Annotated in this window: 18 protein-coding genes; 9 read left to right on the top strand and 9 right to left on the bottom strand. The window is 66.3% G+C overall.

Annotated elements, in window-relative coordinates; genetic code table 11:
- The first annotated feature begins 110 nt into the window (after positions 1–110).
- On the top strand, positions 111–2,870 hold the full coding sequence (gyrA, locus tag RBJ75_RS04760) for a DNA gyrase subunit A (protein ID WP_044415157.1): 2,760 nt from the start codon (positions 111–113) through the stop codon (positions 2,868–2,870).
- Positions 2,871–2,994: 124 nt separating this feature from the next.
- Positions 2,995–3,747, top strand: coding sequence for a hypothetical protein (locus tag RBJ75_RS04765; RefSeq protein ID WP_152647806.1), 753 nt, complete (start codon positions 2,995–2,997; stop codon positions 3,745–3,747).
- Between the two features lie 119 nt (positions 3,748–3,866).
- On the opposite strand, the gene RBJ75_RS04770 is transcribed toward RBJ75_RS04765, so the two are convergent.
- Entirely contained in the window at positions 3,867–4,124 is a 258-nt protein-coding gene (locus RBJ75_RS04770) for a hypothetical protein (RefSeq protein ID WP_044415153.1), read from the bottom strand.
- 346 nt (positions 4,125–4,470) lie between these two features.
- Between RBJ75_RS04770 and coaD the strand changes: the two genes are divergently transcribed.
- The 6 genes from coaD to zigA all read left to right on the top strand — a co-directional run bounded on the left by coaD (position 4,471) and on the right by zigA (position 9,916).
- Entirely contained in the window at positions 4,471–4,968 is a 498-nt protein-coding gene (coaD, locus tag RBJ75_RS04775) for a pantetheine-phosphate adenylyltransferase (RefSeq protein WP_044418134.1), read from the top strand.
- A 26-nt stretch (positions 4,969–4,994) separates the two neighbouring features.
- Positions 4,995–5,558: a peptidylprolyl isomerase gene (locus RBJ75_RS04780; protein WP_044418136.1), complete on the top strand. Its 564-nt coding sequence runs from the start codon at positions 4,995–4,997 to the stop codon at positions 5,556–5,558.
- Between the two features lie 50 nt (positions 5,559–5,608).
- Positions 5,609–6,076, top strand: coding sequence for a peptidylprolyl isomerase (locus RBJ75_RS04785; protein WP_044418138.1), 468 nt, complete (start codon positions 5,609–5,611; stop codon positions 6,074–6,076).
- 130 nt (positions 6,077–6,206) lie between these two features.
- Complete coding sequence (gene queA, locus RBJ75_RS04790) at positions 6,207–7,286, top strand: tRNA preQ1(34) S-adenosylmethionine ribosyltransferase-isomerase QueA (RefSeq protein WP_044418140.1); 1,080 nt, start codon at positions 6,207–6,209, stop codon at positions 7,284–7,286.
- Positions 7,283–8,416 (top strand): tRNA guanosine(34) transglycosylase Tgt, encoded by a 1,134-nt coding sequence (gene tgt, locus RBJ75_RS04795; protein ID WP_044418142.1) that lies wholly within the window; start codon positions 7,283–7,285, stop codon positions 8,414–8,416. Before queA ends, tgt begins: the two co-directional genes overlap by 4 nt.
- A gap of 294 nt (positions 8,417–8,710) precedes the next feature.
- Positions 8,711–9,916, top strand: a complete 1,206-nt coding sequence (gene zigA, locus RBJ75_RS04800; RefSeq protein WP_044418144.1) for a zinc metallochaperone GTPase ZigA — start codon at positions 8,711–8,713, stop codon at positions 9,914–9,916.
- Positions 9,917–9,979: 63 nt separating this feature from the next.
- On the opposite strand, the gene cobA is transcribed toward zigA, so the two are convergent.
- Genes cobA through RBJ75_RS04820 form a run of 4 tightly spaced genes read right to left on the bottom strand, consistent with a single transcriptional unit; the run spans position 9,980 to position 13,116 of the window.
- Positions 9,980–10,738: a uroporphyrinogen-III C-methyltransferase gene (gene cobA, locus RBJ75_RS04805; protein ID WP_044418146.1), complete on the bottom strand. Its 759-nt coding sequence runs from the start codon at positions 10,736–10,738 to the stop codon at positions 9,980–9,982.
- On the bottom strand, positions 10,731–11,510 hold the full coding sequence (gene cobM, locus RBJ75_RS04810; protein WP_044418148.1) for a precorrin-4 C(11)-methyltransferase: 780 nt from the start codon (positions 11,508–11,510) through the stop codon (positions 10,731–10,733). The genes cobA and cobM overlap by 8 nt, the downstream gene beginning before the upstream one ends.
- Complete coding sequence (locus RBJ75_RS04815; protein ID WP_044418150.1) at positions 11,507–11,896, bottom strand: cobalamin biosynthesis protein; 390 nt, start codon at positions 11,894–11,896, stop codon at positions 11,507–11,509. The genes cobM and RBJ75_RS04815 overlap by 4 nt, the downstream gene beginning before the upstream one ends.
- Entirely contained in the window at positions 11,893–13,116 is a 1,224-nt protein-coding gene (locus RBJ75_RS04820; RefSeq protein ID WP_044418152.1) for a bifunctional cobalt-precorrin-7 (C(5))-methyltransferase/cobalt-precorrin-6B (C(15))-methyltransferase, read from the bottom strand. Before RBJ75_RS04820 ends, RBJ75_RS04815 begins: the two co-directional genes overlap by 4 nt.
- On the opposite strand from RBJ75_RS04820, the gene RBJ75_RS04825 reads away from it, so the two are divergent.
- Positions 13,097–13,897, top strand: coding sequence for a cobalt-precorrin-6A reductase (locus RBJ75_RS04825; RefSeq protein ID WP_234707531.1), 801 nt, complete (start codon positions 13,097–13,099; stop codon positions 13,895–13,897). The genes RBJ75_RS04820 and RBJ75_RS04825 overlap by 20 nt on opposite strands.
- On the opposite strand, the gene cobJ is transcribed toward RBJ75_RS04825, so the two are convergent.
- The 4 genes from cobJ to RBJ75_RS04845 are packed head-to-tail and all read right to left on the bottom strand — an operon-like array spanning position 13,864 to position 16,560.
- Complete coding sequence (cobJ, locus tag RBJ75_RS04830; RefSeq protein WP_044418158.1) at positions 13,864–14,625, bottom strand: precorrin-3B C(17)-methyltransferase; 762 nt, start codon at positions 14,623–14,625, stop codon at positions 13,864–13,866. The genes RBJ75_RS04825 and cobJ overlap by 34 nt on opposite strands.
- The gene (locus tag RBJ75_RS04835) at positions 14,622–15,353 is read right to left on the bottom strand and encodes a precorrin-2 C(20)-methyltransferase (RefSeq protein WP_044418160.1); all 732 of its coding nucleotides are present in this window, start codon (positions 15,351–15,353) and stop codon (positions 14,622–14,624) included. The genes cobJ and RBJ75_RS04835 overlap by 4 nt, the downstream gene beginning before the upstream one ends.
- Positions 15,350–15,979, bottom strand: a complete 630-nt coding sequence (locus tag RBJ75_RS04840; RefSeq protein ID WP_044418162.1) for a precorrin-8X methylmutase — start codon at positions 15,977–15,979, stop codon at positions 15,350–15,352. Before RBJ75_RS04840 ends, RBJ75_RS04835 begins: the two co-directional genes overlap by 4 nt.
- Positions 15,976–16,560 (bottom strand): hypothetical protein, encoded by a 585-nt coding sequence (locus tag RBJ75_RS04845; protein WP_044418164.1) that lies wholly within the window; start codon positions 16,558–16,560, stop codon positions 15,976–15,978. The genes RBJ75_RS04840 and RBJ75_RS04845 overlap by 4 nt, the downstream gene beginning before the upstream one ends.
- Positions 16,561–16,600: the final 40 nt, after the last annotated feature.

The raw sequence follows: 16,600 nt of genomic DNA on the forward strand, positions 1-16,600 counted from the left end.
AGTAATTGGAAAAACGAAGGGAAAAACCCGCCGGCCGGGCCAGTTAAAGGTGGTTTGCAGACGCCGGATCGGCTATAAATCGCCGATCAGATTCTCACCGGAAATCACCATTGTCCGACACCGACGATAACAAGCCCGGGGAGCCGCCGGCGCCTTCGGATATCCGCCCGATTTCGATCCTCGACGAGATGAAGCGCTCGTATCTCGATTACGCCATGAGCGTGATCGTGGCCCGTGCGCTGCCGGATGCGCGCGACGGTTTGAAGCCGGTGCATCGCCGGATTCTGTTCGCGATGTACGAAAACGGCTTCGAATGGAATAAGCCCTATCGCAAATCGGCGCGCACCGTCGGCGACGTCATCGGTAAGTATCATCCGCATGGCGACCAGTCGGTCTATGACGCGATGGTGCGGATGGCGCAGGAATTCTCGATGCGCGTGCCGCTGATCGACGGTCAGGGCAATTTCGGGTCGGTCGACGGTGATTCTGCCGCCGCGATGCGTTACACCGAGTCGCGCCTGACCAAGATCGCGCAGGGCCTGCTCGACGACATCGACAAGGACACCGTCGATTACCAGGACAATTACGACGGCTCGTTCCGCGAACCCCGCGTGCTGCCGGCGAAATTTCCGAACCTGTTGGTCAACGGCGCCGGCGGCATCGCGGTCGGCATGGCGACCAACATCCCGCCGCATAATCTCGGCGAGGTGATCGACGCCTGCGTCGCGCTGATCGACGATCCGGCGCTGACCATCGACGACCTGATCAACATCATTCCGGGCCCGGATTTCCCCACCGGCGGCATCATTCTGGGCCGCGCCGGGATTCGCGCCGCCTATCAGCTTGGCCGCGGCTCGATCGTGATGCGCGGCAAGGTGACGATCGAGCCGGCGCGCAAGGAGCGCGAGGCCATCATCATCTCGGAAATTCCCTATCAGGTGAACAAGGCCACCATGGTCGAGCGGATCGCCGAACTGGTGCGCGAGAAGAAGATCGAGGGCATCTCCGATCTGCGCGACGAATCCGATCGCGACGGCTTTCGCGTCGTCATCGAGATGAAGCGCGACGCGGTGCCCGAAGTGGTGCTGAACCAGCTGTACCGCTTCACGCCGCTGCAGACCAATTTCAGCGCCAATGTGGTGGCGCTCGACGGCGGCCGTCCGCGGGTGATGAATCTCAAGGACCTGCTGACGGTGTTCATCGCCTTCCGCGAGCAGGTCGTCACCAGGCGCACCAAGTTCCTGCTCAACAAGGCCCGCGACCGCGCCCACATCCTGGTCGGTCTGGCGATCGCGGTCGCCAATATCGACGAAGTCATCAGGGTGATTCGGACTTCACCGGATCCGGCCACGGCGCGCGACATATTGATGGCGCGCGACTGGCCGGCCAAGGACGTCGCCACGATGATCATGCTGATCGATGATCCGCGGCATCGGCTGGCCGACGACGGCACCGCGCGGCTGTCGTTCGAGCAGGCCAAGGCGATTCTGGATCTGCGGCTGGCGCGCCTGACGGCGTTGGGCCGCGAGGAAATTTCCGAAGAGCTCGACAAGCTGGCGCTCGAGATCGCCGATTATCTTGAGATCCTGCGCTCGCGCGCGCGGGTCCAGAGCATCATCAAGGACGAGCTGACGGCGGTGAAGGCTGAATTCGCCACGCCGCGCAAGACCACGATCATCGAGCAGGAGGGCGAGGTCGAGGACGAGGACCTGATCCAGCGCGAGGACATGGTGGTGACCGTGTCGCATGCCGGCTACGTCAAGCGGGTGCCGCTGTCGACCTATCGGGCGCAGCGTCGCGGCGGCAAGGGCCGCTCCGGCATGGCGACCCGCGAAGAGGATTTCGTCAGCCGGCTGTTCGTGGCCTCGACCCATACGCCGGTGCTGTTCTTCTCGTCGCGCGGCCAGGTCTACAAGGAAAAGGTCTGGCGGCTGCCGATCGCGCCGCCGAACGGCCGCGGCAAGGCGCTGATCAATATCCTGCCGCTGGAGCAGGGCGAGGGCATCACCACCATCATGCCGCTGCCCGAGGATGAATCCTCCTGGGCCGAGCTCGACGTGATGTTCGCCACCACCCGCGGCACCGTGCGGCGCAACAAATTGTCGGACTTCGTCGATGTGCGCCGCTCCGGCATCATCGCCATGAAGCTCGATGTCGGCGAATCGATCGTCGACGTGCAGATCTGCACCGATCGCGACGACGTGCTGCTGACCGCCGCTGGCGGCCAGTGCATCCGCTTTGCGGTCAATGAGGTCCGCGTGTTCCAGAGCCGCGCCTCGATGGGCGTGCGCGGCATGTCGCTGGCGAGCGGCGACCAGGTGATCTCGCTGACCATTCTGCGCCATTTCGATGCGGCGCCGGCCGAGCGCGCGCTGTATCTGAAACAGTCCGGTGCCATTCGTCGCGCCGCCACCGGCGAAGACGCCGCCCCCAATGGTGACGAGGCCGCGATCGCCGAATTGGCCGCCGAGGCTGAGGGGGAGGAGGTGGGCGCGTTGGATTCGCTGGCTCCGGAACGTTACGCCGAGATGTCGGCCAACGAGCAGTTCGTGCTGACACTCAGCGAAAACGGTTACGGCAAGCGAACCTCGTCGTTCGAGTACCGCACCACCGGCCGCGGCGGCAAAGGCATCGTGGCGATGGCGGTCAACAGCCGCAACGGCAAGCTGGTGGCCTCGTTCCCGGTCGACGACCACGACCAGATCATGCTGGTGACCGACAAGGGCCAACTGATCCGCTGCCCGGTCGCCGGCATCCGCATCGTCGGCCGCTCGACCCAGGGCGTGACCGTGTTCGACACCGCCGACGACGAGCATGTGGTGTCGGTCGAACATATCGGCGAGGACACTGACAGCGGCAACGGCGGCTGATCCGCCGCCGATGGAGGATCCTTCTCGGCCGATGCAACGCTGCGTTCGATTGCTCGATCTCTAGGCAAGGTGATTTGCTTGAGAGCGGAAACCTTGCTACCCTGAGTAGAGCGGGGGAGCGAATATGGCTGATCTCGGGGACGGAACGGATTCTACAACCCAGCGCGGCACATTCCAGTGGCTCGCAAGATGGAGCCAAAGTCATCCGCGCGAAGCCGCACTAATTTTTGGTGGTATGGCGGCATTTATTGCGGTCGCCGCGGTAGGAATATTTGGGATTGACACCGAGGCAAGGATACGGCCCGCGCTTTATCTCGTTTTCGTGGGTGTTCTTGTTGCGATCGTTACGGCCATGCTACACGATCCTTGGATTATGAATCTCTTAAAGTGGTCTGTTTTGTTCGTCTGCATTGCGTGGGTGTTAGTTTTCGCCTTTTCCAAACTAAATCCTCAGAGCCAAGGTCTCGCTTGTTTTGCCAACCTTTTGATTGACTGTCGAACCACAGCGGACACCGTGGCTGAACGGGCCAATCCCCCGCCTCCAACCCCAATTAAGACAGAAGTCGCGCCCCCTGCTGCGACAAATTACGATGTCTTTTTCCAATTCGCAGGCGCAATCGACCGCAGTGATGTCCGGTCGGTGATGAAGAAGATTGGGGATGCCGGTTGGAAGGTGGAGGGGGTTGACGGCGGCGGGCAGCGAACACCCTCTGCCGCGAACACCGCCGCCGTGCGATACCGCGATCAATCAGACGACCCGACGGCACGGACCTTAGCGGATTCCCTTAACGCTACGAAATTGATTTCGAGATCAATAAAGCCGGAGCGAAATGACGGCGTGGCAAAAGGAACGTTGGAAGTCTGGATCAGTCGGTAATTGGAATCCGTCTGGTAGCCGAGCTGAACGATCGCCACGAATCGAAAGGCCCCCGGCGGGCACACTGGGGGCCTTCGATGGAGCTCCTGGAGGCAGAGCTTGGTAGAACCTGAAAACTGTTAGTGACGCTTGGCGGTCACCAGCCGGGCTTCGCGGATATGGGCGGTCCGGCTTGAGGCGCTGCGCAGGCAAGAGGCCGAGATGTTCGGCCAAGTCTGCTGCGAGCAATCCGCGTTCACCGGGCGGATATCGAGACGGTCGGCTTTGGCGAGAGCCACCGGCACGCTGGCTTCAACCTGGGGGGCAAAGCCCGGCAACACGGTCAAAGCGGCGGCTACGAACGCTGCAACGGTAATTGCTGAAAGAGCCTTGATCATGACGGTCCCCTGTCATCTTGGCCATTTGGCCAGTCAGATTGGCCTTTGCGGCCATTTGGTTTGTCGCTTCCCAATGCTGGCGGTTTATCCAGCCTCGGTTTCATTCGGTCTTCATCGCTGCGGAAATCAGGTTTCGTTGGTCCGCAGAAATGTGTCGTTACTCAATTTCCGAGAAACATGGGGCTGAAAACATGAATGTTTTCAGTGTCCTTGCTTCCATGTGGAGAAGACGCGCATACCCCTCATTTGGTTCAAGGCCGTTCGGAAAATATAATTGCGCGACCGAGCCGAATTTTACGGAACCCGGTCGGCTTGCAGGCGACTTGCCGGCACGCTAGAGGGGGGGATGCCCCGCATCGCGCTGTATCCAGGTTCATTCGACCCCGTCACCAATGGTCATCTCGACGTGGTTCGCCATGCCGTCGGGCTGTGCGACCGGCTGGTGGTGGCGATCGGCATTCACCCCGGCAAGAAGCCGCTTTTTGCCATCGAGGAGCGCCTGGCGATGGCCGAAGCGGTGTTTGCACCGATCGCGGCGGCGGCGAATTGCGCGTTCGATTGCACCACCTATGACGGCCTGACCATTACGGCGGCGCAAAAGATCGGCGCGCGGATCATGATCCGGGGGCTGCGCGACGGCACCGATCTCGATTACGAGATGCAGATCGCCGGCATGAACGAGACCATGGCGCCGACGGTGCAGACCGTTTTTCTTCCGGCCTCGGTCGGCGTGCGCCCGATCACCGCCACACTGGTGCGGCAGATCGCTGCGATGGGCGGCGACGTCTCGGCCTTCGTGCCGGACGAGGTCGCGGCCAGCCTGAAGTCAAAATTCGCCGGTTGACCGGCTTTACCCTGATCGGAGTTTCCATGATCCGAATTGTTGGCCTTTTCGCCGCATTGCTGTTTGCGGTTCCTGCACTGGCGCAATCGCTGCCCGCCGGACTCGATAAGTCGAATGCGATCGTCATCGACACCACCAAGGGCCGTATCGTCGTCAAGCTGCGCCCCGATCTGGCGCCCAAGCATGTCGAGCGGATCAAGCAGCTGGCGCGCGACGGCTTTTACAACAACGTGCCGTTTCACCGGGTGATGGCCGGCTTCATGGCGCAGACCGGCGACGGCCAGAACTTCAACGGCACCGGCGGATCGAAATATCCGAACCTGAAGCAGGAATTCTCCAAGGTGCCGTTCAAGCGCGGCATTGTCGGCATGGCGCGGCGCGGCGACAGCGTCGATACGGCGAACTCGCAATTCTTCATCATGTTCGGCGACGGCCCCAGCCTCAACGGCCAGTACACGGTGATCGGCGAAGTGGTGTCCGGCATGGACGTGGTCGACAAGCTGAAGAAAGCCCCGCCCGGCTCGGCGAGCGGCAGCGTCACCGATCCCGACAAGATGGTGAAGGTCCAGGTCGCTTCCGACATCAAGTGAGTTGGCGCGCGTGAGCGCGTCCCATTTCATTCCAACAGAAAGCTAGCCACATGGCAGTTACCGAAAACACGCTGATCCTCGAAACCACCCAGGGTCCCGTCACCATCGAGATGCGCCCGGATCTGGCGCCGGGCCACGTCGCCCGGATCAAGGAACTGGTGCGCGAGGGCTTCTATGACGGCATCGTGTTCCATCGGGTGATCGAAGGCTTCATGGCGCAGACCGGCTGCCCGCAGGGCACCGGCACCGGCGGGTCCGGCAAGAAGCTGAAGGCCGAATTCAACAAGGAGCCGCATGTCCGCGGCACCACCTCGATGGCCCGCGCGGCGAGCCCGGATTCGGGCGACAGCCAGTTCTTCATCTGCTTCGACGACGCCTCGTTCCTCAACAACCAGTACACGGTGTGGGGCAAGGTCACCGAGGGCATGGAGAACGTCGACAAGATCAAGCGCGGCGAGCCGGTGAAGGATCCCGACAAGATCGTCAAGGCCCGCATGGCGGCCGACGACGCGGCGTAACTGACGCTGACCCTCATGGTGAGGGCGCGCAGCGCGCGCTCTCGAACCATGATGGATCCAGCAACCTCGTCCTTCGAGACGCGGCGAAGACGCCGCTCCTCAGGACGAGGGGCGCCTTGGGGGCGGCCTGATGCGCACCGATCTTTTCGACTTTGACCTGCCGGCCGCCAGCATCGCGCTGCGGCCGGCGAGCCCGCGCGATTCCGCAAAGCTGCTGGTGGTGCGCCCCGGCGCGCCGCTGCAGGACCGCGTCGTCAGCGATCTGACGCAATTGCTGCAGCCCGGCGACCAGCTGGTGGTCAACGATACCAAGGTGATCGCGGCGCAATTGAGCGGCCGCCGGATCAGCCGCGACACCGAGCCGAAGATCGAGGCGACGCTGATCAAGCGGCTCGATGGGGCGCGCTGGCAGGCGCTGGTCAGGCCGGCCAAGAAGCTCGAGCCGGGTGACGTCGTGCGCTTCGGTCATGAGGGCCGGGTCTGCCTGCTCGGCGAACTCGACGCCCGCGTCGAGGCCAAGGGCGAGGCCGGCGAGATCACGCTGGCGTTCACCTTGCACGGCCCGATGCTGGATCAGGCGATCGCCGAACTGGGCGCCACGCCGCTGCCGCCCTATATCGCATCCAAGCGCGCGCCGGACGAGCGCGACCTGGCCGACTACCAGACCATGTTCGCCGCCCATGAGGGCGCGGTGGCGGCGCCGACCGCCGGGCTGCATTTCACCCCGGCGCTGGACGCCGCCTTGGCCGCACGCGGCGTGACGCTGCATCGCGTGACGCTGCATGTCGGCGCCGGCACCTTCCTGCCGGTGAAGACCGACGACACTGCCGAGCACAAGATGCATGCCGAATGGGGCACGATCAGCGCCGCCACCGCGGCCGCGCTGAATGCGGCGCGCGCCAAAGGCGGGCGCATCGTCGCGGTGGGCACCACCTCGCTGCGGCTCTTGGAAAGCGCCGCGCGCGAGGATGGCCGGATCGAGCCCTTCGCCGATCACACCGCGATCTTCATCAGCCCGGGCTATCGCTTCCGCGCCGTCGACATGCTGATGACCAATTTCCACCTGCCGCGCTCGACGCTGTTCATGCTGGTGTCGGCGTTCAGCGGGCTCGACACCATGCAGCAGGCCTATGCGCACGCCATCGCCGGCGGCTATCGGTTCTATTCCTATGGCGATGCCTGCCTGTTGTTCCGGGACACTGACCGATGAGCGTGCCGAATCACTTCGAGCTGCTGGGAACCGATCACGACGCCCGGATCGGCCGGCTGACCACGCCGCATGGCGTGGTGCGCACGCCGGCCTTCATGCCGGTGGGGACGCTGGGGGCGATGAAGGGCCTGCACTGGCGCGAGGTGCGCGACGCCGGCGCCGATATCGTGCTCGGCAACACCTATCATCTGATGCTGCGGCCGGGGGCGGAGCGGATCGCCGGGCTCGGGGGCCTGCAGAAATTCACCGGCTGGAACGGGCCGATGCTGACCGATTCCGGCGGCTTCCAGGTGATGTCGCTGGCGCAGCTGCGCAAGGTCACCGAAAGCGGCGTCAAATTCCGCTCGCATATCGACGGCGCCGCGATCGATCTGACGCCGGAGCGCGCCATCGCGGTGCAGCTGCTGCTCGGCAGCGACATCGCGATGCAGCTCGACGAATGCGTGCGGCTGCCGGCGGAGCGCGACGACATCGACCGCGCGATGCAGCTGTCGCTGCGCTGGGCGCAGCGCTGCAAGCGCGCCTTCGAGACCGCGCCCGAGGGCCACATGCTGTTCGGAATCGTGCAGGGCGGCGACGTGCCGCAGCTGCGCCAGCAAAGCGCGCGCGGCCTGATCGAGATCGGCTTCCACGGCTATGCGATCGGCGGGTTGGCGGTCGGCGAGCCGCAGGAGGTGATGCTGGCGATGATCGAAGCGACGGCGCCGCTGCTGCCGCAGGACCGGCCGCGCTACCTGATGGGCGTCGGCACGCCGCAGGACATTCTCGAAGCGGTGGCGCGCGGCATCGACATGTTCGACTGCGTGATGCCGACCCGCAACGGCCGCCATGGCATGGCGTTCACGCGGTTCGGGCCGGTCAATCTGAGCAATGCGCGCCACGCCGACGATCCGAGGCCGCTCGACGAGGCCAGCGCCTGGCCGTCGACGCGCGACTGTTCGCGCGCCTATCTGCATCATCTGGTGAAGTCGGGCGAGACGCTGGGGGCGATGCTGCTATCGGAAATCAACATCGCTTACTATCAGCAGCTGATGAGCGAGATCCGTGACGCCATCGCCAAGGGCGTGTTTCCCGAATTCCGAGCACAAACCCGCGCCGATTGGGCGCGGGGCGATATCGCTCCCCGATAGGCTGCGCGATCTAGGCACAGACCGCGGGCGGCCGCGCACTCGGCGGGCGATCGGTCGCCCGGCGCCGGTCACGGCTTCTGATCTTGCACCCATCGAGAACGGTCGGCGAGATATTGCCCCGTGACCAGTCAGCGCGGGCCGCAGGCAGGACGCTGCTGCGCTTGCGGGCCTTTGTGCGTTATCCCCGCGCGATCACAATCACGCGCGGCAGCGATTTGCCAGCCGGGTCCAGGTTGCAGCTGATGATGTAATGTTATAACGTTACATCCACTCTCCTCAACAGGCTGCTGAACCATGCAAAAACTTCCCGTTACGGTTCTTTCCGGTTTCCTCGGCGCGGGGAAGACGACCTTGCTGAACCATGTGCTGAACAACCGCCACGGCTTGAAAGTCGCGGTGATCGTCAACGACATGAGCGAGGTCAACATCGACGCCGACCTGGTTCGCGACGGTGGCGCGAACCTGTCGCGGACCGATGAAAAGCTGGTCGAAATGAGCAATGGCTGCATCTGCTGCACCTTGCGCGACGACCTGTTGAAGGAGGTTCGCGGCCTCGCGGATTCTCGACGCTTCGATTATTTGCTGATCGAATCGACCGGCATCGCCGAGCCGCTGCCGGTCGCCGCGACGTTCGATTTCCGCGATGAGAACGGCGACAGCCTGTCCGACGTGGCGCGGCTCGATACTATGGTAACGGTGGTCGACGCCGTGAATCTGTTGAAGGATTATTCTTCCACGGACTTCCTGCGGGATCGTGGCGAATCGCTGGACGACGACAAGCGCACATTGGTCGATCTGTTGGTCGAGCAGATCGAATTCGCCGACGTCGTCGTGCTCAACAAAATGGGCGACGCCACCGCGATGCAGCGCGATAGCGCGCGGAAAATCATCAGGGCTCTCAATCCCGATGCCGATCTCATCGAAACCGATTTCGCTCGGGTGCCGTTCGACCGCGTGCTCGACACCGGCCGCTTTGATTTCGAGAAAGCCCAGCAGCACCCGCTCTGGTACAAGGAACTATACGGCTTTGCGGATCACCAGCCGGAGACCCTCGAATACGGCGTGACCAATTTCGTCTATCGCGCGCGGCGCCCGTTCGATCCGGTCAAATTCCAGCAATTCCTGCGCGAGACCTGGCCCGGCGTGATCCGCAGCAAGGGACATTTCTGGTTGGCGACGCGGCCGCAATGGGTCGGCGAACTCAGCCAGGCCGGCGCCATCGTGCGCAGCGAAGGCATGGGGTTCTGGTGGGCCAACATTCCCGCCGAGCGCTGGCCCGACGATCCGTTCTGGCGGCAATCCCTGAAGAAGAACTGGAACGATATCTATGGCGACCGCCGCCAGGAGATCGTCTTCATCGGCACCGGCATGGACGAGGCCGATCTGCGGCGCCGGCTTGATTCGTGCATGGTGCCGGGCAAGCCCGGCATGGACGTCGCGGGCTGGGCGAATTTGTTCGACCCGTTTCCGGCATGGAGGCGCGCCGACGAGGTCGCCTGATCGCCGGCACTGGCAGCGTTTCGTCGCGCGCCGGGCAGGGCCGGCGTCGATTGGATTGGCGGCTCAGGCCCAGCGCCGTTCGGCGTCGGCCATTGCGGCGCCGTAGAGGATCAGGCAGGGACCGTGGGGTTTCTCCGCGGCCAGCCGCGCGGCGATCTCGCGCAATGAGCCTGCGATCACCTTCGGCGTGGCGGTGCCGAGGCTTTCCACTACGACGGTCGATGTCTGCGGCGACAGCCCGCGCGCCATCAACTTTTCGGCCAGCGCCGGGAAGGTGGCCTTGCCCATGAACACGCAGGTCGTGGCGCCGGGATCGGCCAGCGCCGCGATGTCGAGGTCGGCCGGCAGCGCGCCGCCGACATCGTGGCCGGTGACCATCTGCACCCTGCGGGCCACCGAACGTTTGGTCAGCGAGGCGCCGAGATAGGCCGCCGCCGCCGACGCGGTGGTGATGCCGGGCACGATCTCGATCGGCACGCCGGCGTCGCGTGCGGCGCAGATCTCCTCGTCGGCGCGGGCGAAGATCGCCGGATCACCGGCCTTGACCCGGACCACGCGCTTGCCGAGCTGGGCGTAACCGATCATCAGCCGGTTCAGTTCGCTCTGCTTCGGCGAGGGATGCCCGGCGCGCTTGCCGACCGCGATCAATTCGGCATCGGCGCGCGCGAATGACAACAGCGCATCGCCGGCCAGATCGTCATACAGGATCACGTCGGCGGCGCGCAGCCGCTCCACCGCCCGCAACGTCAACAGGTCGATGTCGCCAGGGCCGGCTCCGACCAGGGCGATGCTGCCGATCGGACCACCATCGGGATTACTCATGGACCACACCCGTCTGTGAATTCGGCCGAAACCGGCGATCGTAATCCGCCGCATAGAGCGCGCTGTCGGCAAAATCCTCCGCCGCCAGCGCCGGCCCGACCAGGATCAGCGCGGTGCGCTCGATCGCGGCGTCAGCGACCTTGGCGGTGATGGTCGCCAGCGTCGCGCGGATCACGACCTGGTCCGGCCAGCTGGCGCGCACCACCACGGCGACCGCGCCGTCGGCGCCGTAATGCGGCAGCAGCGTCGTCACCACCTCGGCGAGGACGTGGATCGACAGATGGATCGCCAGCGTCGCGCCGGTGGCCGCATAGGCGGCAAGATTCTCGCGCGGCGGCATCGCCGAGGCGCGGCCGGAGGTGCGCGTCAGCACCACGGTCTGCGCCACACCGGGCAAAGTGAGTTCGCGGCCGAGCACGGCGGCGGCGGCGGCGAAGGACGGCACCCCGGGGGTGACGGTGTAGGGAATGCCGAGCGCGTCGAGGCGTCGGAGCTGTTCGCCCATCGCGCTCCAGATCGACAGATCGCCGGAATGCAGCCGCGCCACGTCGAGCCCGGCGGCGTCGGCCGCGACGCATTCGGCGATGATGGCGTCGAGGTCGAGCGGCGCGGTGTCGATCACGCGGGCGCCAGGCGGGCACAGTGCCACGATCTCGCGCGGCACCAGCGAGCCGGCGAACAGGCAGACCGGGCAGCGCGCCACCAGATCTTGCCCGCGCACCGTGATCAGGTCCGGCGCGCCGGGGCCGGCGCCGATGAAGTGGATGGTCATGACAAGTCCTCGTTGATGGCGGCGGCGGCAGTCGCGGTGCGATCCTCCGACACCAGGCGGGCAACGACGAGCCGGGCGCCTGCGCCGGCCGCCGCGAGTGCTGCCGCCTCGCAGACGCTGCCGACGCCGCGATGGCGTTGGATGGTTGGTGAGCGGGTCGCTCCATCCGCGGCGGCGCTTTGCATAGCTGCGGCCGTCACCGGTTCGATCGGCAGATTGGCGGCGCTGGCGACGGCGCGCAGCCCGGCGTGGGCGGCTTTGTCCGCAGGCACCGCAATCGCTGTGACGGTGCCGCCGGTCTGCGCGATGGCGGCGTGCAGCGCTTCGCCGATCGCCTGCGCGCTGGCCTGATCGCGAAATCCCAATCCAATGATCAGGCGGCTCATTTGGTGACGCTCCATTGCACCACCGGCATCGCCGCGCGCCAGCCGCTCATGCCGCCGACCGGGGCGGCGCGCTCCACCGACAACCGCAGCAGGCTGCCGCCGTGGCGCGCCTGCCGCGCGATCAGCTCGGCTTCGGTCTCAAGCGTCACCGCATTGACCACCAGCCGCCCGCCGGTCGGCAGCGCCTGCCACACCGCATCGAGCACGCCGTCGCGGCTGGCGCCGCCGCCGACGAAGATCGCATCCGGAATCGGCAGGTCTTTCAGCGCTTGCGGCGCGCTGCCAAGCCGGAGATCGAGATGCGGCACGCCAAGCGCGAGGGCATTGGCCCGGGCATTGGCGAGGCGATCGTCGCGCGGCTCGATGCCGATCGCCCGATTGGCCGGATCCGCCAGCAGCCATTCGATTCCGATCGCGCCGGAGCCGGCGCCGATATCCCACAGCAATTCGCCGCCGCGTGGCGCCAGCGTCGACAGCGTCACCGCGCGGATCTCGCGCTTGGTCAGTTGGCCGTCGTGCTGAAACAGGGCGTCGGGCAGGCCGGCGATGCGCGGGATGATGATCGCGCCGGGCACGGCGATCGCCTCGATGGCCAGCGCCACCGGCGTGCGGATATCGTCGAACGCAAAGGCGTCGGCCGAAATCGTGCGCATTCGCTCGCGCGGGCCGCCCAGCGCTTCGAGAATGGTCAGCCGCGACGGGCCAAATCCCAGGCCCGCGAGATAGGCCGCAATCTGCGCCGGCGCGGCGCCATCGCGCGCCAGCAGGATCAGCCTTGCGCCGCTGCGCAGATGCGGGCGCAGCAAGGCGATCGGACGGGCGTGCAGCCCCAGCGTGACGGCGTCCTCGAGCCGCCAGCGCAGCCGCGCCGCGGCCCAGGCGAAGGTCGACGGCGCCGGAATTGCGCAGGTTTCCGTATCCGGTACCGCCTCGGCGATCACCGCGCCGGCGCCGTACCAGAACGGATCGCCCGAGCACAGCGCCGCCACCCGGCGGCCGCGCTGCGCCAGCAGCTTCGGCAAGGAGGCGGCGAAAGGACTCTCCCATCTCAGCGTCGGCTTGCCGAGCGCCGCGACCAGCGCCAGATGCCGCGCTCCGCCGACGATCAGTTCGGCGTCGCCGAGGAGGCCGCGCGCTGCCGCCGACAGCCCGTCGAGCCCGTCCTCACCGATTCCGATCATGGACAGCCAGGGTGGTTGCATGTCATCGCTCGGCATCATGACATCCTGTTCGAGCAACCAGCGCCGCGTTCTGATCCTCGGCGGCACCGCCGACGCCAACCGGCTGGCGCAGGCATTGGCCGGCGCGCCCGGTATCGATGCCGTGCTGTCCTATGCGGGGCGCACCGACAATCCGACGCCGCCGCCGATCGCTTGGCGCGTCGGCGGCTTCGGCGGCGTCGCCGGGCTCACCGACTATCTGCGTGCGCAGCGGATCGGCCGCGTCGTCGATGCCACCCATCCGTTCGCGGCGCAGATGAGCGCGCATGCGGTCGCTGCCTGCGAGCGGGCGGGGGTGCCGCTGCTGGCGCTCGAGCGGGCGCCATGGCAGCGCCAAAGCGGCGATCGCTGGATCGAGGTTGACGATCTCGATGCCGCAGCCGTCGCAATCGGCGCCGCGCCGCGCCGGGTTTTTCTCGGCATCGGCCGGATGCATCTGAACATCTTCGCCGCGCATCCGCAGCACGCTTATCTGGTGCGGCTGGTCGATACGCCGCTCGCGCCGCTGCCGCTGCCCAATGCCGAAGTGATCGTGGCGCGCGGGCCGTTCGCGCGCGCCGCCGATCGCGCCATGCTGACAGAGTTTCGCGCTGATCTCATCGTCGCGAAAAATGCCGGCGGCGATGCCGCCTCGGCCAAGATCGAGGCCGCGCGCGATCTGGCTCTGCCGGTGGTGATGGTGCGGCGACCTTACGTTCCGGCGCGCGAGGTGGTCGATTCCGTCGCCGCGGTGCTGCGCTGGCTCGGTCACGATGCCACTCCAACGGAACGCGGCGTGTAGACGAACGGCTTGCCGTTGCCGCGTTCGATCAGCCTGGTCTGGGTTGATCCGATCATCACCAGCGTGCGCATGTCGGCGCGCTCTGCCGCCGCCTCAGCGAGCGATACAGTGTCGATCGCCTCCCTGGCGTCGCTGATGGCGCTGGCGAAGATCACCGGCACGTGGCCTGGCAATTCCCCGCGCAGCAAGTCGAGCGCACGGCCGAGCTGCCATGGCCGCGCCTTCGACAGCGGGTTATACAGCGCGATGACGAAATCGGCCTGGGCCGCCAGCCGCAGCCGACGCTCCACCAGCTGCCACGGCTTCAGATTATCCGACAGATTGATCGCACAGAAATCGTGGCCGAGCGGCGCGCCGATCCGCGCTGCGGCCGCGAACATCGCGCTGATGCCGGGCAATACTCTGATATCAAGCTCGCGCCATGACGGATCGCCGGCATCGACCGCTTCGAACACCGCCGCCGCCATCGCGAATACGCCGGGATCGCCCGACGACACCACGACGACGCGCCTGCCTTGCGCGGCCAGCCGCAGCGCGTGCCCGGCGCGGTCGAGCTCTTGACGATTGTCGGAGCCGTGACGGGTGAGGCCGGGCCGCTCGGCGACGCGGGCCACATAGGGCGCGTAGCCGATCAGATCGGTGGCCTGGGCCAGCGCGGCGGTGACTTCCGGGGTCACAAGATCGGCGGCGCCGGGCCCGAGGCCAGCGATGATCAGCGATCCGCTCATGGCCGTCGTCCTTGGCCATGGACCAGGATCACCGAGAAGTAGGGCGCCTCGTCGTCGGTCTTGTCGGCCAGCCGCATCACCTTCTGCTCGGCCATGGTGCCACGCTCGACATAGACCGCGCGCTCGGTGAGCCCGGCATGATCCAGCGCGCGGCGCACTTTCGGCAGATTGCGGCCGAGCTTCATCACCACCAGCGCATCTACACCAGCGAAGCGTTCGCGCAAGCTGGCCTCGTCGAGCGTTGCCGGCACCACGCTCAACACGTCGTCGCCGAAGGTGATCGGCATGTCGCTGGCGGTCCAGCAGCCCGACATCCCGGAAATCCCCGGCACCACCACGACCTTGGCTTGGCCTTTGAGCCGGCTGTGCAGATGCATGAACGAGCCATAGAGAAACGGATCGCCCTCGCACAGCACCGCGACGTCGCGGCCGTCGTCGACATGACCGAGAAGCCGTTTGACGCAGCCGTTGTAGAAATCGCGTAGGCAGGCATTATAGGCGGGGTCATCGACCGCGATTTCGGTGGTGACCGGATATTCCATCGCTTCCTCGACCACACCGGGCGCGAGCATGCCTTCCACCAAACTACGAGCATTGCCGGCGCGGCCGGGTTTGCGGAAATGCGCGATGACGCGGGCTTGGCCGATCAGCCGCGCCGCCTTGACGCTCATCAGCTCGGGATCGCCGGGGCCGAGCCCGACGCCATAGATCGTCGCGGCGCGGCTCATTCGATGTCACTCGCCACAGCGTTGACGGCGGCGGCCGCCATCGCGCTGCCGCCGCGCCGTCCGCGCACGATCACGCTCGGCACCAGGGCGTAGTCGAGCAGCGCGTCCTTGGATTCGGCGGCGCCGACGAAGCCGACCGGAATGCCGATCACCGCGGCCGGCGGGGCCACGCCCGGCTCCTGCAGGATCTCCAGCAGCCGGAACAGGGCGGTCGGCGCGTTGCCGATCACCACCACGGCGCCGGCCAGTCGGTCGCGCCACAATTCGATCGCCGCGGCGGTCCGCGTGGTGCCAAGCCGCGCCGCCAGTGCTGGAATGCGCGGATCGCTCAATGTGCAGATCACCTCGTTATCGGCCGGCAACCGCGCCCGGGTGATGCCGTTGGCGACCATCTGGGCGTCGCACAGGATCGGCGCGCCGGCGCGCAACGCATGCGCCGCGGCCACACTGAAGCCCCCGGTGAAGACGATGTCGTCGGCGACCTCGACCATGCCGCTGGCGTGGATGATCCGGACCGCGACTTTCTCGTCGGCGGCATCGAAGCGGTCGAGCCTGGCCTCGGCGCGGATGATGGCGAAGGAGCGCGCGTAGATCGCGGCGCCGTTTTTCTCGTAGACGTAGCTCATGAGGCGGCCTCGGAATGGGTCGGTGTCGGGGCGATGCTGGGCGGCAGCGTGGCGTGGGTGAGCGGCGCTGCTCGCAGACCGGAGGCCAATGCCAGCTGGACCAGCGCCGCGCGGGCTGAGTCCGGACCGGGCTTGTCGCACAGGGCTTTCAACCGGCGCAGCGTCGAGGGCGGCAGGTTGGAGGCCGCGTCGCATTGCGGATCGACCTGGCCATCGCCCGGAACGATCGCCAGCGCGATGCCCTTGGCGGCGGCCATCGCGGCGACCCGCGCGACGGCGTCAGGCCAGGGCAGGCCGCCGCCCAGCCGGATCAGAATTCCGCGGGCCTGCGCCAGCGTGGTCGCGATCAGCGGCTCGCGCGCATGCGGATCGACGAGATCGCGCAGATTGGCCAGATGCAGGCGCGGCAAGCCATCAGCCGCGCGCGATGCTGCCGCGAAAGCGGCGAGGTCATCGTCGGCAAAGGACAGCACCACGAGTTCGGCGGCGGATTGCTCGAGGCCGGGCCGCGGCGAGACCGTTCGCTCGACTAAGTTGGCCGCTGGCGCCTGGCCAGGCGCGTGTTGATCGCAGTGATCCATAGGCAAGCCTCGTCGCCGGATGGGCCGCGCAAAGCGCGAG

Source organism: Rhodopseudomonas sp. BAL398 (assembly GCF_033001325.1).
Classification (GTDB): domain Bacteria; phylum Pseudomonadota; class Alphaproteobacteria; order Rhizobiales; family Xanthobacteraceae; genus JARJEH01.